The sequence below is a fragment of the Sphaerospermopsis sp. FACHB-1194 genome, assembly GCF_014696235.1.
In the GTDB taxonomy this organism is placed as follows: Bacteria; Cyanobacteriota; Cyanobacteriia; order Cyanobacteriales; family Nostocaceae; genus Sphaerospermopsis; species Sphaerospermopsis kisseleviana.
In genome coordinates, this window is sequence record NZ_JACJPU010000066.1 from 1 (window position 1) to 22746 (window position 22746).

Here is a 22746-nt window from a genome sequence, read left to right on the forward strand (position 1 = left end):
TAACTTGAGTTGTGTTTTGATGGATAAAAGCATTTGCTGATGTCAACACTATACTTTATTATTTAATTCTGACACATTTTGCCTAATTTTTTAGTCAACTTATTCCATGTATACGTCAAATACTTGTAGTTTGGTATGTACTTGTATAGGTTTGTCTAGTAAATTGTCAACTTAGGACAAGCTCTTCTAGGAAAAGTTAACTAGATCAGCAACAAAAGCTGAATGCTGACTATTTACTTAAAAAATGCCTGAAAGATTACCGAAAAGGTATCATTTTTTGTTTGTAAATTTTCCCCAAAAGCGTCATCACCAAAATCATAGATATTCCTTCCCCAATTAAAACTAATACTAGAACGATTAGCACTATCTCCCCAGGAATAACGTGAGGAAATTCCGTAACTGTCAATACTTCTTTGGGGTGAGAAATAAGCAGTGAAACTGGCATTTTTACCTAAAGATGCTGTTAAACTAGCTTGAATTTTATTACCTGTAGAATCTGGTAACAAGTCTAAAAGTTGACTAATCTGCAAAGAAAAAATATTGAAATTTAGGTTTGCACCAACACTGACAAAATTATCCACAGGATTATCTAAAAAATTATCTTGATCTCGATCCCAAGCATAACGAAATCCTGTAAATAAACCCAGATTTGTATTAGGACTGAATCTAAATTGTTTAGATAAACTGCCTTCAACTTTACTATAATAATCTTTGTCACCACTATTATAGGCGATCGCCCCCAAGTTTAACAACCAATTATCCCAATTAATTGTATAATCTCCACCTACATAAAGTTTCACATTCTCAGAAAATATCGCCCCAGTATAATAACGCAAAACACTATTATAATTAGTAATGTTTCCTGTCAAACTCAAATGGGGATAATAATTAGTTTTTTTATTTAAAATATTCACAGTCTCAAAATTAACATCTCTCTGTAACAAAGACATATAAGCTTGAATATAAAAATTATTTAAGTTTGCAGAATTGATACTATTACTAATTCCATTTTCATTTGTTGCTACAGCAAAATTAACATCAGAATTAATTCCTCCCTCTCCTCCTACTCTCAAAACTCTCCTTTCTTCCCCTGTGGGAACATAACGAGATGTTTGAGAAAAAGAACGTTTGGTTACAGGAGATATTCCCAACCACACACTATTAAACTTACCCGCAGGTATGTTTGATGTTCTCTTAACTCCATTACCATTATTAACATTTATTTGATTATGTACTGCTTCCCCTACACCACCTTGATAAATCACAAAACTATTTCCAGGAACTCTAATATTATTAGCCGCATTAAATAAATTTCTGTTAATATTAGTATTGGCGTTTGCTGCTGTTCCTTTTAAGTTAGGTTTAATATCCGGTAACATTGCACCTAAAGCACCCAAAGCAGAATTTAAACCCAAATTTTCATCATCAACTATGACATTTACACCTTTAATAGTTCTCCCTAAAACCGCTTTTTGGGCATTAGTTTTGACAATTTGACGTACTTGATAATGACCTAAACTATAGGTATTATCAAGAGATTCACGACGAGAAATAGCAGTTTGATTAGATTGACTATTTCCCGGAGTTGCACCAATATTAGGTAAATACAAATCTATCCCTGTAAATTCACCATTAAAACCTTGATTTTGCCAACCAGGTAATTTAATTAAAGCTAAAGTTTCTGGAGAAATTACATCACCAATATTACCTAATTGTTCAATGCGATTAGGTACAAAAAACCTCGGTTCAATACTCTTTCTATCCACCACGAAAGGAGGTAATAAATTACATTGTTCTCCAGATACAGAAGCATCATTATTAACTAAATAACAGGGTCCGATAAAAGTTTGTTGTAGTTCAAACCCTCTTAAAGTTTGCGGTTGAGATTGAATAATAGAAATTTGGCGATTTTGATTAATTGTTCGCAGTTGTAAATATTCCCCTTGAAAATCAGAAGTAAAAATATTATCCTGGGAAAGACTTTGAATAACTTTACTTTCAATTTGATAAAGAGCATTAATATATAAATTATCAGTACGTTCTGTACCAAAGACAAATTGAGTATCTACTACCGCTTTAGTTAAATGATTAACTGTCAAATCATTCAAAGAAAAAGTAGTTAAAATTGCTGGTACTTTATCTTTTGGCACTGCTTGAGGTGGACTTTTATAAATGTTATCTCCAGAATTAGAATTATCTAATTTAGGTGCTAAAGGTTGATTAGTTTCTAAATCTTTATTTATATCTTTAATATCAGTCTTTTTTAGAGGTAATAAATCTAATGGTTGTTGAGAAAACATAAAATCATTTTCCTCTATCCTTTCAGGAACTAGCAGAGAATGATTTTGATGTATCTTGTAATCTGCATCAGTAGTATCTTCCATTGTTTTGATTTTTTCACGCTGATAACTTTCATCAGATATATCTGGAAATAGCTGTTTTTGGTTTTCTTCAGCGTGGACGGAATTAATAAATACTGCCAACCCAAAAATATAAGTATAAATTGACAGGTGAATGAAATTTATTAGTAAATTTATTTTATTGGTCACAATTATTAAGTAGTCATGCAAAATAAATTTTATATTTGTGAGAGGGAACAGGGAACTCTTAACAGGGAACAGGTAAGGAATACAGACATTTTTGTTTTCACTCAATATGTTAAATTAATTTTGCTTGGGTACTTATACACAGTAAATAAACCTGATAAGTTGCAAATAACAAAAAAGTATATACAGCCGTAGTTTGTACCTTGGGTACAAAGAAAGCGCAACCCAACCAATAGACCTGTCCGAAAATTCAATGTAGAGACGTTGCATGCAACGTTTCTACAAGAATTTTAAAAGACGCACATTTAATTACCGGAAATGTCCAATGCTTTTCAATGTTGGGTTTCGTTCCTCAACCCAACCTACTCAACTGTCAATTATGGTGTATTAATCACCTTAACAGTGCCAACTTTAACATCAATTTGGACATCGTTGTTATCCAATTGGTTAGCTTGTTCATTTACTAAAGCTGTATCTTGAGCAATAGACTGAATATAAACACTATTTCCATTCAAGGTGATAGCACCACCATTACCCGCAGCAAAAGCTTCTGTACCTGCATCATTGGTGACAGCACCAGCATAGGCTGTACTTTTACCCACTGCAACGGCGGAGGATGCTTCGGTTACTTGACCTGCATTTAACTGAAAGGAAGCAGCACCAGCAACACCACCTTCACCTGCAAATGCAGAGTTAGCAAAACCGAAACTTCCAGCAACAACAGCAGCAGCAACTAATAATTGAGATTTGATTTTCAACATGATAATTTTGTCCTGATTTGTGTTTTAAGTTAACGAATTGATTGAGTGAAAATGAACGAACCCCGATTTTTGTCATGTTTAATTTGTGTTTGTGATATTTAAGGTGTAAGTAGTAGAGGCATCAGGTGTTGTTCCCAGTCCCCAGTCACCAGTCACCAGTCACCTACGTAATATATACTAAAAATAGAACTGGTAGCATCAATTATGCTAAATTACAATCCTTTGCATTGCTTACCTTCATCAGAAGAACTACCCGACTCTGACGAAACACCAGTGGATAACGAACTACAAGATTTAATTCCTGGTTTATTAAAAGCCATGTTAGCCTTAATTTGGTCTCAAAGATGGGATTGGTTTTTTGGTGTGGATATGGGAATATATTATGATCCAAATGAACCTGCAATAGTACCAGATGGGTTTTTAAGTATTGGTATTCCCAGGGTAATTCATGAAAAATTACGTTCTAGTTATGTCTTGTGGGAAGAACAGAAATTACCTAGTTTAGTATTAGAAGTAGTTTCCCAAACCTACAGAAATGAATATAGCACTAAAAAAGAATTTTATGCCGATGAGTTAGGGATTTTATATTATGTGGTATATAATCCCCAACGGAAAATAAAAGAAACTTTAGAGGTTTATAAATTAGTTGATGGGGAATATATTTTAATTCCTGGAAATCCCGTTTGGTTGCCAGAAATTGGTTTAGGAATCGGTAAAGAAAAGGGAACTTATCAAGGAATAACCAGAGAATGGTTATATTGGTTTGATGAAAATGGTAAAAGATTTTTAACACCAGAGGAAAGGATTCAACAAAGTGAAGAAAAAAGGAATCAAGCTGAAGAAAAAGCGAAAAAATTAGCTGAAATGTTGAAGAATTTAGGAGTTGATCCTGAAAGTTTGATTTAAATCACCTCTCACACCCTGGAAACAGGGGGAATAGGATAAAAACTGAAAGAAAGATTGTTTTGAACAAGGTTTTCTAACATGACATAACATCATCAAGTTTAATTTGCAAATTGGGAAATAGTCCAGAGATAATTATATCTCATAAACGATATTTTCGCTGTTGATATACGCCATTCACTAATTGACAGACCGTGAAAGTAGGTTGTTTAGGACTACCAATAAATTGCAGTTCACCTAAACCACGAAAATCAACAATCCAATATTCTGGTATTTCCAGAAAAGCATATTCTTCTACTTTTCTAGCATAATCATCTTGCCAATTACTACTCACTACTTCAGCAACTAACTTAATAGTATTACCATTACATATAGGACTACTATTTGATTTTTGAAAAAACTCTGTACACCCAAATCATCTCAAATGTTCCTTGGCTGAAATTCACCTAATTTTCAGCTATTTTTATCTGTATTTGTACAAATATTACAATTTTTATCATATAACTAAAAAATGTCACTTTTTGTTACACACTTGCATTTGCTTGATTCAATAGCTTTATACTAAACCTTAATATTAATAATCACTAAAACAGCCTGTGATCTCAGGTAGTGAGGAGGTATCCTTTCTGCCCAGTTTACACGGCTAACTTTGCCAACACAGGGAAACAATGACAGATACATTAAATTGCACCCCCGGATCTATAGTTAGTTGTCGTAGTCGGCAATGGGTAATATTACCAGATGAAAACCCAGACTTGATCCGCCTTTGTCCTCTGAGTGGTAACGAAGAGGAAATCATTGGTATTTTTCGGCACTTAAACCTAGAAACCCTAGAACCGGCTACCTTTCCTAACCCCACTGCTGACAGTATAAAAGACCACAGCACAGCTTTATTATTGATGGATGCTGCACGGCATTTATTACGTAGTGGGGCGGGTCCTTTTCGCTGTTTGGGTAGGTTGTCATTGCGTCCTCGTCCCTATCAATTAGTACCATTGTTAATGGCTTTAAGGTTAGAAACGGTCAGGTTATTAATTGCTGATGATGTGGGTATTGGTAAAACCATTGAAGCTGGTTTAATTGTCAGGGAATTATTAGACAGGGGAGAAATTGCCAGAATTGCTGTATTGTGTCCTCCCCATTTATGTGATCAATGGCGACAAGAATTAAGAGAAAAATTCCATATTGATGCTGTGGTAGTTCGTTCTGGTACAGCTTCTAAATTAGAACGGGCAATACCTAATGGTTCTCATATTTTTAGTTATTATCGTCATATAATTGTGAGTTTAGATTATGCCAAATCAGAACGGCGCAAAGCTAGTTTTATCGCCCATTGTCCAGATTTTGTGATTGTAGATGAAGCTCATACTTGTACCCGTGCTAGTAATAAGAGTACATCCCAACAACAACGACATCAATTAATTACTGAAATAGCTGAAAAAACCTCCCGTCATTTATTATTACTCACTGCTACCCCCCATAGTGGAATTGAGGAATCTTTTTTATCTTTATTGGGTTTATTAAAACCAGAGTTTGCTAATTTGACTTTGGATCAACTCACAGAAACACAACGAGATAATTTAGCTGGTCATTTTATCCAACGACGACGGGCAGATGTAAAATTGTGGTTGGGGAATGAAACACCTTTTCCACAACGTCAATCTGATGAAGAACCCTATAAATTATCTAAAGAGTATAAAGAACTATTTGAGGAAGTTTATAATTTTGCACGGGGGTTAGTAAAAACTACTACCGTAGATATGACTTATGCCCAACGTCGGGGGCGTTATTGGTCAGCGTTGGCTTTGATTCGCTGTGTGATGTCTTCCCCTGCTGCTGCGATCTCTACTTTAAATCGTAGTTTAAATCGAGAGTCGGGGGAAATGCGAGAGTCGGGAGTCGGGAGTCGGGGGAAATGCGAGAGTCGGGAGTCGGGAGTCGAGAGTCGGGAGTCGGGAGTCGAGAGTCGGGGGAAATGCGAGAGTCGGGGGAAATGCGAGAGTCGGGAGTCGGGAGTCGAGAGTCGGGGGAAATGCGAGAGTCGGAAAATAATAATTACGAATTATTCAGTTCTTATGTTTATGATCCTACGGATTTGGAACAAGCGGTAGATGCTGCACCCAGTGTAATTATAGAACAGGGACTACAAAGTTATAAAGATGTTGATAAACGCAAACTGCGGAGTTTTATTCAAGCTGCGGAAAAATTACAGGGGAATAAAGACCAAAAATTACAAACTTGTACTATTTATGTGCAGAATCTTTTAGCAAATAATCATCACCCGATTATCTGGTGTCGTTATATTGCTACAGCTAATTATGTAGCTGAAAATTTAAAGCAGAAGTTAGAAAAGAAAGGTTCTCAAATTCGGGTAATTGCTATTACTGGAGAACAGTCAGAAGATGAGCGAGAAGTGAGATTAAATGAATTAAAATCCTATCCCCAAAGAATATTAGTTGCTACTGATTGTTTGAGTGAAGGGATAAATTTACAATCTCATTTTAGTGCGGTTATTCATTATGATTTACCTTGGAATCCCAACCGTTTAGAACAACGAGAAGGGAGAATTGACCGTTATGGACAAATAGCAACTCAGGTGAAAAGTTGTTTACTTTATGGTCAAGATAATCCTGTAGATGGGGCGGTTTTAGAAGTTTTAATTCGTAAAGCGGTACAAATACATAAAACTCTGGGAATTACTGTTCCAGTACCAATGGATAGTACCACTGTTTCGGAAGCGGTGTTTAAGTCTTTATTTGATAAAAGTACGGATGCACAACAGTTATCTTTATTGGATTTATTAGATGAGGGAGAATCTGCTGTTGAACAGGTGCATAAACAATGGGATAAGGCGGTGGAAAGGGAGAAAATCAGCCGGACTCGTTTTGCACAAAGGGCAATTAAACCTACAGAAGTTGAACAGGAGTTATTAGAATCTGATGAAATTTTAGGTAGTGAAAAAGATGTAGAAAGATTTGTTAAAAATGCTTGTGAAAAGTTAAATTGTGGTTTGATTGAAAAAAAGCAAGGATGGTTATTACCGTCAATTCCGAGTTTTTTACAACCCGTTTTAGGCAATGAAAAACGTCTACTTACTTTTACTACTCCTGCACCGGAAGGGGTGGAATATGTAGGGCGAAATCATCCTTTGGTTGAAGGTTTAGCACGGCATATTTTAGAGGTGGCTTTACTGAATAATCAAAATGATTTAGTCGCTAGATGTGGTTTTACAATTACGGATACTGTGAGTAAACGGACTACTTTATTGTTATTAAGATTGAGGCATTTATTAAAACAAAAGGTTAAACAAGAAGTTAAACAAAAGGTTAGTAGTAGTGCTTCAGCACCATCAGAAAAGAATGCGCTAAAACGCAACTACGAACTATTGGGAGAAGAATGTGTAGTTGTTGGGTTTACAGGTCCACCCTCTAACCCGGTTTGGTTAGCACCACTGGAAGCAAAAGCTTTGTTGGAACAAGCTAACCCTGTGGGGAATGCTGTTAACCCTAAACAGGAAATTGAGGATTTTTTAAATTCTTTTGATGAGTTAACAGCAGATTTAGAAAAGTTTGCAAAAGAGCGATCGCTTTGTTTATCTCAATCTCATCAACGAGTGAGGAGAATTACTAAGGAGGTGGATGTTAAGGTTACACCACAATTACCGATGGATTTATTAGGTGTGTATATCTTACAACCTGGAAAACGTAAAAATAGTTTATAATTTTTGTCGGAATTAGGATGTACAGAATTATTAATTACCCGTTACCAAAATTGTCATGAAAACTGATACTATTTTTTATGAACTAATTAAAGAACTACCACAAGTCTTTTTTGAACTAATTGGTAAACCTGAAGTCAACCCTAATATTTATGAATTTACAGCACCAGAAGTTAAACAACGATCTTTTCGGTTAGATGGTCTATTTTCCACCCTTCCAGGTTTTGAAACAGAAGCTTTGTACTTTTTAGAACTCCAAACATATAAAGATGAGGAATTTTATGAGCGACTTTTTGGGGAAATTTTTGTTTACTTTCGTCAATACAAACCAGCTAATTTAGAATGGTATGTAATTGTTATTTATGATAGAAGAACTCATGAAATACCACCTCATCCCCGTTATCAAAGCTTGATGTCAAATCATGTCCGTTGTATTTACCTCAATGAACTTACTAATGATAATGAATCCTTAGAAATTGGTATTGCTAAATTATTTGTAGAAACTCCTAAAAAAATTGCTTCCCTAGCTCAAAAATTAATCAATCAAGCTAGAGAAAATTTAACTGATGAAGACTTGCGGTTAAAAGTGTTAGCATTTATTCAAGGTATTATAGTCTATAAGTTTCCAAATCTTACACTGGAGGAAATTCAAACCATGCTTAATTTAGGTGAAGATATAGAAAAAACTGCTTTTTATCAAAGTATCCTGAAAAAAACCAAGTTAAAAGTTGTACCAACACTACTAGAGAAAGGACTTAGTATTCAGGAAATTGCTAAATCATTAGAATTAGATTTAGAGGATGTCAGAAAAGTTGCAGATGAACAATAAATGAATCATAAGTAATTTCCTAGTTTTTATTTTGTCTATTTATTTGAAAATTAAGAACTAGGAAAATCTCATTAGGTAATTCGTAATTCGTAATTCGTAATTCGTAATTCGTAATTCGTAATTCGTAATTCGTAATTCGTAATTCGTGGTTCGTAATTCGTAATTTAAGAAAGAAGAAGCAAGGGAGGATGTTAAAGGTGACAAACACAAATGCAAATGTAAATATCAAAACCAACAATCATATCACGATTACAGATAGAACAAAACAATTTGCTATTAGAATTATTAAGGCTTGTTACTTTCTTGATGAAAAATCAGGAGTTTATCGGACAATATCTAAACAATTACTTCGTTCTGGTACTTCCATTGGTGCAAATGTTAGAGAATCTCAATCCGCTCAATCTGATAAAGACTTTATTCATAAATTAGAAATAGCTCTTAAAGAAGCTAGAGAAACTCAATATTGGTTAGAAATATTAATAGAATCAGAGTTGGTGAGTAAACCAAAATTTACTTCTCTTCTCCAAGAAGCTAACGAAATTGGGAAAATCTTGGTCGCTTCTACCAAAAAACTCAAAGAAAAATAATTACGAATTACGAATTACGAATTACGAATTAAAACTATGATTGGCGTACAATTTGAAGGAAACTTAATCGCAGCAGATATTACCACCGAATTATTAACGGGTAATATCAAAGGACAAACATCGGCAGATTTTGGGTTATCGAAAACTGATAAACTTGAAGATGAAATTGCGATCGCCTGGGGTGATGTTAAAGCTTATTGGGTAGCATTTCAACGCCAACTAGAAAGGTTAAACCCTGAAGATACTGCTACCAGCGTTACCCGTGAAATGTGGGCTGTTCCTTTGTTACGTAGTCTTGGTTATATCCCCGTATATACCCCGAAAGCTGAGGTAGTGGAGGGACAAACCTATGCTATCTCCCATCGTGCAGTATTACCATCCGACTCTTCAATTACGAATTATCCCCCGATCCACATTATTGGTTGTCGTCTGGATATTGATAAACGTCCTCCCAGTGGCACACCCCGGTTATCAGCACACGCTTTAGTACAGGAATATCTCAACAAGACTGAGCATCTTTGGGCTATAACTACTAATGGTTTTCGTTGGCGGTTATTACGTGATTCGTCTTTGATGACTCGCCTTACTTATATCGAATTTGACCTAGAGCAGATTCTTAATGGCGAAAATTTTGCCGAATTTGGTCTATTTTATCGGCTTTTCCACCGTTCCCGTTTACCCCAAACTGCGGATGATGCGGATAAGTGTTTGTTGGAATATTACCATCAAGAGAGTTTGCAGCAAGGGGGAAGGGTACGCGATCGCCTCCGCGATGGTGTAGAAAAAGCATTAAAACAACTAGGAAACGGCTTTTTACAACATCGTGATAGTGAAAATCTCCGCCAAAAACTATCTAATAATTACGAATTACGTTCGCGTAGCGTTTCCGAAGGAAATATTACGAATTACGAATTATACCGTCAATTATTAAGATTAATCTACCGTTTATTATTCTTAATGGTGGCAGAATCTCGCAATTTATTATTAATTGGAGAAGATACAGAAAAAGCGAGAATTTATCTTGAATATTACAGCATTGAAAGATTAAGAGAATTAGCAGAACGTCCCCGCTATCGTCGGGAAGGTTTTCAAGATATTTGGCAAGGTTTACGAGTCACTTTTAAATTATTTGATGAAGATTGGCGCGGACAAATATTAGGTTTATCGCCTTTAAATGGTGATTTATTTGGTTCACAAACATTGACAGATTTAGATGATTGTGGTATTGATAATTATGATTTATTAACTGCCATTCGGTGTTTATCTTTGTATGAAGATAAAGGGCAATTACGCCGGGTAAATTATGCTGCTTTAGATGTAGAAGAATTGGGTAGTGTCTATGAAAGTTTATTAGATTTTCACCCACAAGTTAACAATAATCAAGGCATTTATGAATTTAATTTAGTATTTGGCAGTGATAGAAAAACCACAGGTTCTTATTACACCCCTCCCCAACTTGTCCAACAATTAATTAAAACAGCATTAGAACCAGTAATAGAGGAGAAGTTGCGAGAGTCGAATAATAGGGAGTCGAGAGTCGGGAGTCGAGAGTCGAATAATAGGGAGTTGGGAGTCGGGAGTCGAGAGTCGGGTAATAGGGAGTTGGGAGTCGGGAGTCGTGAGTCGAATAATAGGGAGTTGGGAGTCGGGAGTCGAGAGTCGGGTAATAATAAGGAGTCTGAAATTACGAATTACGAATTACGAATTACGAATTACGAATTATCCCTATTAAGTATAAAAGTCATAGATCCTGCTTGTGGTTCTGGTCATTTTTTATTAGCAGCAGCGCGACGCATAGGTAAAGAATTAGCGAAAATTAGAACCGGGGAAGCACAACCCGCACCAGAACCTTTAAGAATTGCCATTAGAGATGTAATTCAAAATTGTATTTATGGGGTAGATTTAAATCCTTTAGCGGTAGATTTGTGTAAAGTGGCTTTATGGATAGAAGGATTTTCTACAGGTAAACCATTGAACTTTTTAGATCATCGGATAAAATGCGGTAATTCTTTGGTAGGGGTATTAGATTTAGATTGTTTAGATGGGGGTATTCCTGATGATGCTTTTAAACCAGTGACGGGAGATGATAAAAAATTATCTATAAATTTGAAAAAGCGCAATAAAAAAGAACGAGAAAATCAAGGACAATTATCTATTTTTGAAACTTCTGCTAATGATAGTTACATTTTTGCTAAATTATGGCAAGAATTAGCGGAATTTTCGGAAAATACACCCCAGGAAGTTAAGGAAAAGGAGAGAAAATATCAAGAGAATCTTTTAGATGATCATTGGTGGTTGAAAAAAGCAGCTTGTAATTTATGGACTGCGGCATTTTTCATGTATTTAACTGAACATAATTTACAACTTTTACCAACTACAGCAACCCTAGACAGATTAAAACGGGAGACTGTGCAAAAAATCCTCAATTCTCAATCTAATTATGAATTACGAATTACGAATTACGAATTACAAGGGTTAATTGATGCTGCGAATAATTTAGCTAGTCAATATAATTTCTTTCATTGGCCTTTGGAGTTTCCCGAAGTTTTTAACCCTCAACCCGAAAATTCAAATAATTACGAATTAGGATTTGATTGTGTTTTGGGTAATCCTCCTTGGGAACAATTACAACTTGATCCACGAGAATTTTTTGCGGTTCGTGATTCTAAAATTGCAGAAGCTCAAAATATGTCAGTCAGAAATAAAATGATTGAGAAGTTAAAGAAAGATAATTCTCATTTATATAATGAATTTGAATTAGCAAAACATGATATTGATGCTTACCAAAAATTTATTCATTCTAGTAACAGATTTCCTTTAACAAGTTTTGGAAGAATTAACCTAGCTCCATTATTTGCTGAACTTGGTAGAAATCTTTTAAATTCAAAAGGTAGAGTAGGTGTTATTGTACCTACGGGTATTGCAACAGATTCATTTAATCAACATTTTTTTAGTGACTTAGTGAAAAGACAAAATTTAGCAAGTCTTTATGATTTTGAAAATAGAGAAGGGTTATTTTCTTCTGTAGATAGCAGAATGAAATTTTCTTTACTTGCTTTGAGTGGTAAACCAATTAAACGCGGTAATTTTGCTTTTTTCTTAACTCAACCTAAACAATTAGAAAATCAAACGCGGTTGTTTCAACTTTCACCTCAAGATATAGCATTAATTAATCCTAATACTCTCACTTGTCCAGTTTTTAGAAGTAGTAAAGATGCAGAATTAACTAAAAAAATATATCAAAATGTGCCTGTTTTAGAAAATGAAAATACTGGAATTAACCCTTGGGGTATTTCATTTATGCTAATGTTTATGATGAATACCGATAGCGGGTTATTTCACACCCAAGATCCCCAACAAGATCCCGGACTTCTCAAAGAAGGGGATCTGAAAGTACCATTATATGAAGCGAAAATGTTTCATCAATTTGATCACCGCTGGGCAACTTATACAGATAATGGTGATACTCGTGATTTAACAGATGATGAAAAAAGCGATTTATCTTTTACTGTTCAACCTCGTTATTGGGTTGATAAAAAGGAAGTTGAAAATAAGTTAAGTGGGAAGTGGGATAAAAATTGGTTGTTAGGTTTTAGAGATATTTGTCGTTCAACTGATGAACGTACTGCGATTTTTAGTTTATTACCTAAAGTTGGAATTGGTAATAATGCTCCCGTAATTTTAACAAATATCAAAGAAGCAAAATTAATCAGTTGTTTATTAGCTAATTTTTGTTCACTAACTTTTGATTTTGTCACTCGTCATAAAGTTGGTGGAACTCACATGAACTTTTTCATAGTCAAACAACTTCCTGTAATTCCCCCAGAAAGATACACAGAAAAAGACATAGAATATATCACCCCCCGCGTATTAGAATTAGTGTACACATCCTGGGATATGCAACCCTTCGCATTAGACGTTTGGAGGGAGTTGGGAGTCGGGAGTGGGGAGTCGGGGAAAAGAATTAGGGAATTAATAATTAAACGATGGGAGGAAAATCATGGAAGAAAACTCAGGTCAATCTTACCGGAATTTGAGAGTATGGAACGAAGCAATGAACCTAGCGGAAATGTGTTACACAATAACGAGAACATTTCCCAAAGAAGAGACTTACGGAATGATATCTCAGATACGACGAGCAGCAGCTTCAGTACCAGCGAACATGGCCGAGGGTTACGGAAGGGAGAACAGGGGGGAATACATTCAATTTCTGAAAATAGCACAGGGTTCACTCAAGGAAGTGGAGACACATCTAATATTATCGGAACGGGTTCAACTAACAACCAATCAACAAGTAATTCCCGTTTTGAATCAATGCGAAATAGTGGGGAAAATGCTTCGTTCTCTGATTCGTTCACTTCAGAACAAACAATAAACCCCGACTCCCAACTCCCGACTCCCGACTCCCTCTTCCCTCCTTTCATTTGGAATCCTAATAAACGCGCATTAATTCGAGCGGAATTAGACGCATATTACGCCAAACTTTATGGATTAACCCGTGATGAACTCAGATATATATTAGATCCTGCGGAGGTGTATGGTGCAGAATTTCCCAGTGAAACATTTAGAGTTTTAAAGAACAATGAAATCAAGCAATATGGAGAATATAGAACCCAAAGATTAGTATTAGAAGCATGGGATAGAGTAATTCGTAATTCGTAATTCGTAATTCGTAATTCGTAATTCGTAATTCGTAATTCGTAATTAGTAATTCGTAATTAGTAATTCGTAATTAGTAATTCGTAATTCGTAATTAGTAATTCGTAATTCGTAATTCGTAATTAGTAATTAGTAATTCGTAATTCGTAATTATTTTGTCAGAATCAAGATAAGTGTATTTTATCATCTTAAATATTCACCAATAAATTATCAATAACATCCTGTAAATCCTTTAATCCTGGAAATCCTGATTCAGACAAAAAAATGTATTTTATAATCTTAAATATTCACCAATAAATTATCAATAACATCCTGAAAATCCTCAAATCATGGACATCCTAATTCAGACAAAAAATTGTATTTTATAATCTTAAATATTCACCAATAAATTATCAATAACATCCTGAAAATCCTCAAATCATGGACATCCTAATTCAGACAAAAAATTGTATTTTATAATCTTAAATATTCACCAATAAATTATCAATAACATCCTGAAAATCCTCAAATCATGGACATCCTAATTCAGACAAAAAATTGTATTTTATAATCTTAAATATTCACCAATAAATTATCAATAACATCCTGAAAATCCTCAAATCATGGACATTATCTCGACTTCGCTCGATAACCACCTGATTCAGACAAAAAATTGTATTTTATCATCTTAAATACTCACCAATAAATTATCAATAACATCCTGTACATCCTCAAATCATGGACATCCTGATTCAGACAAAAAAATCAAACATCAAAATCAAGATATTTAATTACTCATGATTGTCTCTCCAATTTTCCCACATATAAGTTAGCTCTTATTAATTGTTACCTTACCTCTGGTTTCAGAAACCAACTCAAGACAGTCTTCTAAGTCATTTCCTACCCATGTACCAGCGTGACGCAAAATTGAACGTCCTGAAGCTGGCCTATAGTTAATTGTTTCCGATAAATTAGCTTCTTGTTTGTGTTTAATAAATTCCACAAACTCATCAATAAATTTGAGATTTTCTGGAGAAATCGTTAATAAATTTTGCGCTATTTTTTGTCTTAATTCAACAGAGTTCATAATTCTTAACTCCCAATTCTATATGATAAGATAATAAAATTATAGCATAAATTTCGTAATTCGTAATTCGTAATTCGTAATTCGTAATTCGTAATTCGTAATTCGTAATTCGTAATTAGGGTTTGCTGAATAAACCTAAAACCTTGATATATCAAAGGTTAGAGGCTGATAAACACAGAAATTAGTGCAAGGGTTTTGAAGGGTATACCGGAAAAAGTGTGCATTTTTTGGGATTTCAAGAGATGGCAAAAAAATTTTCAAATCTCCTCCTGACTCCTGACTCCTGACTCCTGACTCCTATGCCCTCACGGAAAAACTTTCTCAGCAACCCCTAATTATTTTGTCAGAATCAAGATAAGTGTATTTTATCATCTTAAATATTCACCAATAAATTATCAATAACATCCTGTAAATCCTTTAATCCTGGAAATCCTGATTCAGACAAAAAATTGTATTTTATAATCTTAAATACTCACCAATAAATTATCAATAACATCCTGTACATCCTCAAATCATGGACATCCTAATTCAGACAAAAAATTGTATTTTATCATCTTAAATATTCACCAATAAATTATCAATAACATCCTGTAAATCCTAAAATCCTGGACATCCTGATTCAAACAAAAAAAAATTAATCAATGAAATGTAAAGTTTTATATTATCTGCTTTTATTAGTTGCATATAAGGATAATTGTATTTTATAATCTTAGATATCCACCAATAAATTATCAATAACATCCTGTACATCCTAAAATCCTGGACATTATCTCGACTACGCTCGATAACCACCTGATTCAGACAAAAATTATTCTAGCCTATGGATAGCGAATTAGAACAAAAAATCTATCACACATTGATAGAAAACCTACCTAATGATGATAACTTTATCAATGTTGTCAATAACTTACTGACTATAATCGAAAGAGGTTGTAGTGAAAAAGCTGCATATCATAATCAACCCCTACCAAATGAACAGTTTAATTACTGGAATAGTTTTCAACAAGAAATACATCATTTAAAGATAATAAAGCAGCAAGAAAAAATTAAAGCCTATAGAGGAAAACTGAAATGGGAAGGTAATTTAGAAGAAATGAGAACAAACGGATGATTATTGTAGATTCAAGCGTATGGATAGACTATTTTAATGGTGTAGAAACACCAGAAACCAATAAATTAGATACACTGTTAGGAGTAGAACAAATTGCTATTGGTGATTTAATTTTGACTGAAGTTTTACAAGGTTTTCGTGCAGATGAGGGATATCAAACAGCAAAAGAATTACTAACTTCTCTACAGATTTTTGAGATGTTAGGATTAAATATTGCTATCAAAAGTGTTGATAACTATAGATTTCTTAGGAAAAGAGGTATTACTATTCGCAAAACTGCTGATGTAATTATTGCAACTTTTTGTATTGAAAACCAAAACCAGCTTTTATTTAGTGATAAGGATTTTATCCCTTTTGTTAATCATCTTGGTTTAATTCAAGTTTCAACATCTTGAAATCACCAAATTACAAAATACATTAAACATCAAACTATATCCTGTAAATCCTTAAATCCTGTAAATCCTGATTCAGACAATTACGAATTATGAAAATCCCAGTCAAACTACAAGAACTCATCCAACAACCAGAAGCAGCAATATTATCTGTTAGTTCCCTCATGGGACAAAAATTAGCATTAGTAGACTGTACAAATATTGCTGAACTTACCCCAGAACAAATTGATTTAATTTTCACCCATATTCCCCAAGAATGGGATGATAAAGAAATCACAGAAATCTTTAATCCTGACACCTGTACACAAACCTTTGCTAATCAATTATTAGCATATATAGATCAACGCTTAGGACGCACCCCCCAACTTTCCGTAATTACGAATTATGAATTACGAATTACGAATTATCTCGATATATTCAACTTCCGTAATCAAATTATAGGCGATTATCGCCGTTATATAGAAAGCTTCTTAAAAATTCGTGATCCTAGAGTCGAAGAATTTGTCAATCAAGAACTAGAAAAAGGACAACTGTGGACAAACTCCCTAGTACAATTAAATCCTAAATATCGCCCTGGTGCAACAGTCAATGAATTAGTTAAAAACGGTATTCTCCATCCTGACTGTACACAATACTTCTCTAAAAATGGTCATCCTTTTAATTTCCATTATCACCAAAAACAAGCATTTGAAACTGCCCAAAAACAAGAACCTTATGTATTAACAACGGGTACAGGTTCAGGAAAAAGCATGACTTATGTTGTCCCCATTTTTGATGACTTACTGCGTCATCCAGAAATTCAAGGAGTTAGGGCAATATTAGTATATCCTATGAACGCCCTGATCAACTCCCAAGAAGAAGAATTAAAGAAATTTCTTAACAACGTTCCTAATAGTCATATCCGCGTTGCTAAATACACCGGACAAGAAAGTTTAAGTACAAAAACCGAAATTCAAAATAACCCACCTCACATATTATTAACTAACTACGTGATGCTGGAATTAATGCTTTCCCGCACCCAGGAAGAAAAACTCGTTGCATCCCCAGAATTAAAATTTTTAGTATTAGATGAACTGCATACTTATAGAGGTAGACAAGGTGCAGATGTAGCGATATTAATTAGAAAATTACGTCAACGCTGTGGAAAAATTGGAAATAATGGGGAGTTGGGAGTCGTAAGTCGGGAGTCGGGAAATAATAATAATTACGAATTACCTTCGCGTAGCGTTTCCGCAGGAAATAATAATTACGAATTACGTTCGCGTAGCGTTTCCGAAGGAAATATTACCAATTACGAATTATTATGTATTGGTACAAGTGCTACCATGTCCACAGAAGGAACACGCGCACAACGTCGTCAAGTAGTTGCAGATGTCGCAAGTAAATTATTTGGTGTGGAAATTAAACCTGATAACGTCATTGACGAAACCTTAGAACGTTCTATCAAACGTCCTCAACCTACCATTACAGAACTACGAGAAAGCATTGATAGAGGTTTACCACCAGAGACAGAACAAACATTAGAGAATTTCCAAAATCATCCTTTAAGTTATTGGATAGAAATGACCTTTGGTTTAGAAGATAAACAAGGTCATCTTGTGAGAAGAACACCCATAAGTTTAGAAAATGGTGCAGAAAAATTAGCTGATGAAACTCAATTTTCTTTTGATATTTGTTTAGATGTCCTTAAACAGATGTTTTTATGGGGAAGTAAAGTTAAAGGTTTAGCTTTTCGACTTCATCAATTTATCTCCCAAGGTGGTAGCGTTTACTCTACCATTGAAAGTCCAAAAAAACGCTTCCTCACCCTAGAAGGACAATATACCACCACAGAAGAACGGTTACTTTATCCCCTCGTCTTTTGTCGGGAATGCGGACATGATTATTATGTTGTTAATTACAACGAAGATAAACAAATAGTCCTTCCCCAACTCCCCACAGCATTAGATATGAATCCTGAATATGCTGATATTCAAGCTGGTTATCTTACCTTAGATGAACCAGAACCTAATTTTCATATTTGGGATGCTTATAAAGATGAAGAAAGACTTCCTGACTCCTGGTTTACGGAAACTAAAAAGAAAGGACGAGTTCCTAAAAAAGATTATGCTAAATTCATTCCCCAAAAATTACAAATTCTCCCCAACGGAAAAGTTACAACTTCTCCATTACAGGGAACAACTTGTTGGTTTGTTCCTAGACCATTTCGCGTGTGTTTAAATTGTGGTGTAGTTCATGATGGAAATAAAAACGAATTTACCAAACTTTCGCGCTTGAGTAGTGAAGGTAGAAGTACCGCTACCACCCTCCTCTGTTTATCCACCGTCAGCCGTTTAAAACAAGTTTTCACAGGCGAAAAAGCCCAAGCTGCCAAAATTCTCAGTTTTACCGATAATCGCCAGGATGCTTCATTACAAGCGGGGCATTTTAATGATTTTGTCCAAACCAGTTTTTTACGTGCTGCTTTATTAGGTGCATTGCAAAGTAAAGGTAAACTTACTCATAGTGAATTAGTGAGTGAAGTTATCAAACAAATGGGAATATCTCAAAAAGATTATGCTAAACAAACAGCAGAATTTGCGAGAGGTAAAACACGCAATGAAAAGGCTTTTCAACACTTAATTGAATATCGTCTTTATGAAGACTTACGCAGGGGATGGCGTTTAGTTCAACCTAATTTAGAACAGTGTGGACTTTTGGTAATTGAATATGATGGGTTAGAGGAAATTTGTACAGATAAAGCTATTTGGAATAAACACCGTCATCCAGTTTTGTTACAAGCAACTCCTCAAGAAAGATTGACTGCTGCTTTAGCTTTATTAAATCATCTGCGTCGAGAATTAGCAATAGACGCTAGGTTACTTCAATCTGATAATAAAGATTCTTTAAAGAAAGAAATTATTCAAGCAATTAAAGAACCTTGGGTATTTGATGAAAATGAACAATTGCATTTTGCTAAATTTGCCATTATTGATGGTAATTATAAACCAAAATCTCACCAAAAAGCCCTGGTAAAATTAACCAGTAGAAGTAAAGTAGGGCGTTTTTTACGTTCTCCTAAAGCTTGGTCATTACGCAGTGAATCATTAACAGAAACAGAGTACAATAGTTTAATTAGTACCTTCGTTGCAGCTTTAGCTGATGGTGGTTTTTTAACTACTGAAAATGGGATTCAATTACAAATTAGTTCCTTGGTATGGAAATTTACAATATTAACTGAAATTTCCCCTGACCCTCTTGCATCTAAGCGTTTACAGGGTCAAGAAGATGCCAAAATACCTGTTAATAGATTCTTTCAAGAATTTTATCAAACTAACGCCCAAACTATTAAAGCAATGGAAGGGCGAGAACATACAGGACAAGTTAAAACTCAAGCACGTCAAGAACGGGAAGAAAGATTTAGAAAAGGAGAATTAGCGAGTTTATTCTGTTCTCCGACAATGGAATTAGGTATAGATATTTCTGACTTGAGTGTGGTTCACTTACGTAATGTTCCCCCCAGTCCCGCAAATTACGCCCAACGTAGCGGACGTGCGGGGAGGAGTGGACAGGAGGCTTTGGTAATAACTTATGCTGCCATTGGTAGTGGACATGATCAGTATTTCTTCCAACGTCAACAGCAAATGGTAGCTGGTGCTGTTGCTCCGCCTAAGTTAGAATTAGCAAATCAGGATTTAGTTCAATCTCATGTGTATTCAATTTGGTTAGCACATACAGGAGTTTATTTAGATGACTCCATGAACAAAATTCTTGATTTAGATGTTACTAATTATCCCCTGAAAAATAGTGTACGTGAACAATTAATACTTAGTCCTGGGAAATTAGCTGAATGTCTCCAAGCTACTCGGTCAATACTTGCAGATACTTTTTGTCAAAGTGATTTACAAAAAGCCTCTTGGTATTCTGTACATTGGCTACAATTTACCCTAGAAAATGCACTGAATACCTTTGAGAAAAAATGCTGCGATCGCTGGCGTAAACTTTATGATGGTGCTGTCAAACAAAGAGATCAGGCTAACATCATAATTAGTCGTTCTGCTGCTGGTTATGTTACAGATGAAGAACGCAAAAACGCTGAAGCTCAAGCAAGAGAAGCACAACGACAAATAGATTTACTGGTAGGACAAAACCAAGGTAAGAGTAATAGCGAATTTGAATTTTATCCCTATCGCTACTTTGCTGCTGAAGGATTTTTACCAGGGTTTAACTTCCCCCGCTTACCTGTGAGAGTATTTATACCCACTAATGATGGGGGTGAATTTATCTCTCGTCCCCGTGTTGTCGCTTTACGAGAATTTGCACCCAGTAATATTATTTACTATGAAGGTAGTAAATTTATGGTGTCAAAAACCAAAGTACCTGTAGGGGGAATTGAAAGTCAATATCAAAGAGTAAGCTGTTGTTTTAACTGTGGTTATTTCCATCTAGATGATGCGCGTGATACCTGCGAAAACTGCGGTGCAAAAATTAAACCTGATAGTTCTCAAAACCTAGCTAAATTAAATCGTGTGTTGTCAATGGAGACAGCATTTACTCGCAGAAGAGAACGTATTACCTGCGATGAAGAGGAAAGATTGAAATATGGTTATAATATTACCACCCATTTCCGCTATGCAGATCAAAAACCAGAATCTGGCACAGTTTTAGCAGCAGATAATACACCATTATTTAAGTTAACCTATGGAGCAACAGCTAAATTATGGCGTATCAATAGAGGACTGAAGAAAAACACCGAAGAAAGAGGGTTTAAATTAGATACTAAAACAGGTAATTGGGGAGATACAAAAAATAATTTACAAACCAACTCACTACCAACAAATTTACCTTCAGAAACCTTACACACCGAAGTAAATTTAATGGTAGATGACACTTGCAATATTCTTGTCATCGAACCTTTGAATGTTCCCCAAGATAACAAAGAAGCCTTTATTGCTACTCTCCAACATACCCTAGAAACAGCAATTCAAGCAGTTTATAAATTAGAACCAGATGAACTGGACTCAGAAAGATTAGGAGAAGGAAAATATTTACTATTTTGGGAAGCATCAGAAGGTGGTGCTGGAGTTTTATCCCAACTATTAAAACAAGCAGATGCTTTTATCAAAATTGCCAATGCTGCTTTAGATATCTGTCATTTCTTAGAACCCAAGGATAGCTGTATTCAAGCTTGCTATGAATGCTTACTTTCCTACAGAAATCAATTTGACCATCCGTTAATTAATCGTCATCTGATTAAACCTTTACTGGATGAACTGCAAACAAGTACAGTAGAAATATCAGATATAGACCGCAGTGAAAAATATCAAAAATTGCTTTCTCAAACAGATCCAAACTCTGATTTTGAACGAGTGGTTTTACAGGAGATTTATCAACGGGGGTATAAATTACCTGATGCTGCACAGGAATTGATTCCTGAAGCAAATTGTAAACCAGATTTTGTGTATAAGGAAAAAGCGATCGCTCTCTTTTGTGATGGTTCAGTTCATGATAGTCCTGAACAGAAAAAGCAAGATAAAATTGAGCGCGATAATCTCAGGTATAATGCTAGTTATCAAGTTATAACTTTGCGGTACGATGAGGATTGGCGTGAGAATTTGAAGGTTTTAGGGAGTTTGTAAACTGACCATTTATGGAAAAATTTATGATGTTTCTGTAATGATGTGAATAGGTTTCATGTCAATACTGTTCGGTTAAGGATTTTTGTAGGATTTTTGTAGGTTGGGTTGAACAAAGTGAAACCCAACAAATGTCTATAAATGTGTAAATGTGTTGAGATAAAATTAACAATGAAAGCAAAAATCAGAGATACAGAAATCTATTTTGATATTGATGGTTGTGGTTTAATACGTCATAATTCAGAATATTTCATGATTTTATATTAGTTAAGCTGTTACACAGCTAAATTGTATAATCCTAATATTCTAAACTCTTGTTTAACAGGCAAGATGCCTGTTCCACTTATACAAATTAAATGCACAACAGCTTATACCGGAAAAAGTGTGCATTTTTTGGGATTTCAAGAGATGGCAAAGAAATTTTCAAATCTCCTCCTGACTCCTGACTCCTGACTCCTGACTCCTGACTCCTGACTCCTGACTCCTGACTCCTGACTCCTGACTCCTGACTCCTGACTCCTGACTCCTGACTCCTGACTCCTGACTCCTGACTCCTGAC

12 protein-coding genes and 2 pseudogenes are annotated in these 22746 nt (G+C 35.0%); 10 read left to right on the top strand and 4 right to left on the bottom strand.

All coding sequences use genetic code 11. The features are described from left to right. Window positions 1-233: 233 nt before the first annotated feature. Both H6F45_RS24040 and H6F45_RS24045 read right to left on the bottom strand, forming a co-directional pair. Window positions 234-2483 carry a hypothetical protein gene (locus H6F45_RS24040; protein WP_190348601.1) on the bottom strand — a complete coding sequence of 750 codons (2250 nt, stop codon included), beginning with the start codon at window positions 2481-2483 and terminating at the stop codon, window positions 234-236. A gap of 440 nt (window positions 2484-2923) precedes the next feature. Then, window positions 2924-3307, bottom strand: a complete 384-nt coding sequence (locus tag H6F45_RS24045; protein WP_190348602.1) for a hypothetical protein — start codon at window positions 3305-3307, stop codon at window positions 2924-2926. 204 nt (window positions 3308-3511) lie between these two features. Here H6F45_RS24045 and H6F45_RS24050 point away from each other — a divergent pair, with 204 nt between their 5' ends. Next, on the top strand, window positions 3512-4213 hold the full coding sequence (locus H6F45_RS24050) for a Uma2 family endonuclease (protein ID WP_190348603.1): 702 nt from the start codon (window positions 3512-3514) through the stop codon (window positions 4211-4213). Between the two features lie 142 nt (window positions 4214-4355). Here the strand turns inward: H6F45_RS24050 and H6F45_RS24055 are convergent. Continuing rightward, window positions 4356-4583 (bottom strand): annotated as a pseudogene (locus H6F45_RS24055) (Uma2 family endonuclease); the annotation flags it as partial. A 295-nt stretch (window positions 4584-4878) separates the two neighbouring features. On the opposite strand from H6F45_RS24055, the gene H6F45_RS24060 reads away from it, so the two are divergent. The 6 genes and pseudogenes from H6F45_RS24060 (at window position 4879) to H6F45_RS24085 (ending at window position 13719) form a co-directional block, all read left to right on the top strand. Continuing rightward, on the top strand, window positions 4879-6321 hold the full coding sequence (locus H6F45_RS24060) for a DEAD/DEAH box helicase (protein ID WP_242052714.1): 1443 nt from the start codon (window positions 4879-4881) through the stop codon (window positions 6319-6321). Further along, window positions 6243-7931, top strand: a complete 1689-nt coding sequence (locus tag H6F45_RS24065) for a C-terminal helicase domain-containing protein (protein ID WP_242052715.1) — start codon at window positions 6243-6245, stop codon at window positions 7929-7931. The genes H6F45_RS24060 and H6F45_RS24065 overlap by 79 nt, the downstream gene beginning before the upstream one ends. Before the next feature lie 55 nt (window positions 7932-7986). Beyond that, on the top strand, window positions 7987-8757 hold the full coding sequence (locus H6F45_RS24070; RefSeq protein WP_190348604.1) for an Rpn family recombination-promoting nuclease/putative transposase: 771 nt from the start codon (window positions 7987-7989) through the stop codon (window positions 8755-8757). A gap of 197 nt (window positions 8758-8954) precedes the next feature. Continuing rightward, window positions 8955-9344 (top strand): four helix bundle protein, encoded by a 390-nt coding sequence (locus tag H6F45_RS24075; protein WP_235678381.1) that lies wholly within the window; start codon window positions 8955-8957, stop codon window positions 9342-9344. A gap of 957 nt (window positions 9345-10301) precedes the next feature. Further along, a pseudogene (locus tag H6F45_RS27395) lies at window positions 10302-11243 on the top strand (restriction endonuclease); the annotation flags it as partial. A gap of 2170 nt (window positions 11244-13413) precedes the next feature. Then, the gene (locus tag H6F45_RS24085; RefSeq protein WP_242027458.1) at window positions 13414-13719 is read left to right on the top strand and encodes a four helix bundle protein; all 306 of its coding nucleotides are present in this window, start codon (window positions 13414-13416) and stop codon (window positions 13717-13719) included. Window positions 13720-14811: 1092 nt separating this feature from the next. Here the strand turns inward: H6F45_RS24085 and H6F45_RS24090 are convergent. After that, complete coding sequence (locus tag H6F45_RS24090; protein WP_190348605.1) at window positions 14812-15069, bottom strand: hypothetical protein; 258 nt, start codon at window positions 15067-15069, stop codon at window positions 14812-14814. A gap of 820 nt (window positions 15070-15889) precedes the next feature. Here H6F45_RS24090 and H6F45_RS26785 point away from each other — a divergent pair. From H6F45_RS26785 to H6F45_RS24105, 3 genes are all read left to right on the top strand, one after another. Continuing rightward, window positions 15890-16180, top strand: coding sequence for a hypothetical protein (locus H6F45_RS26785; RefSeq protein ID WP_228051969.1), 291 nt, complete (start codon window positions 15890-15892; stop codon window positions 16178-16180). Next, on the top strand, window positions 16177-16575 hold the full coding sequence (locus tag H6F45_RS24100; protein ID WP_137668264.1) for a PIN domain nuclease: 399 nt from the start codon (window positions 16177-16179) through the stop codon (window positions 16573-16575). The genes H6F45_RS26785 and H6F45_RS24100 overlap by 4 nt, the downstream gene beginning before the upstream one ends. Before the next feature lie 89 nt (window positions 16576-16664). Then, window positions 16665-22190 (top strand): DEAD/DEAH box helicase, encoded by a 5526-nt coding sequence (locus H6F45_RS24105; protein WP_190348606.1) that lies wholly within the window; start codon window positions 16665-16667, stop codon window positions 22188-22190. Window positions 22191-22746 lie beyond the last annotated feature (556 nt).

Bases quoted from the DNA above. Each gene is read 5' to 3' on its own strand.
- H6F45_RS24060 (WP_242052714.1), top strand. From the start codon at position 4,879: ATGACAGATACATTAAATTGCACCCCCGGATCTATAGTTAGTTGTCGT.
- H6F45_RS24050 (WP_190348603.1), top strand. From the start codon at position 3,512: ATGCTAAATTACAATCCTTTGCATTGCTTACCTTCATCAGAAGAACTA.
- H6F45_RS26785 (WP_228051969.1), top strand. From the start codon at position 15,890: ATGGATAGCGAATTAGAACAAAAAATCTATCACACATTGATAGAAAAC.
- H6F45_RS24070 (WP_190348604.1), top strand. From the start codon at position 7,987: ATGAAAACTGATACTATTTTTTATGAACTAATTAAAGAACTACCACAA.
- H6F45_RS24085 (WP_242027458.1), top strand. From the start codon at position 13,414: ATGTGTTACACAATAACGAGAACATTTCCCAAAGAAGAGACTTACGGA.
- H6F45_RS24105 (WP_190348606.1), top strand. From the start codon at position 16,665: ATGAAAATCCCAGTCAAACTACAAGAACTCATCCAACAACCAGAAGCA.
- H6F45_RS24065 (WP_242052715.1), top strand. From the start codon at position 6,243: ATGCGAGAGTCGGAAAATAATAATTACGAATTATTCAGTTCTTATGTT.
- H6F45_RS24090 (WP_190348605.1), bottom strand. From the start codon at position 15,069: ATGAACTCTGTTGAATTAAGACAAAAAATAGCGCAAAATTTATTAACG.
- H6F45_RS24100 (WP_137668264.1), top strand. From the start codon at position 16,177: ATGATTATTGTAGATTCAAGCGTATGGATAGACTATTTTAATGGTGTA.
- H6F45_RS24045 (WP_190348602.1), bottom strand. From the start codon at position 3,307: ATGTTGAAAATCAAATCTCAATTATTAGTTGCTGCTGCTGTTGTTGCT.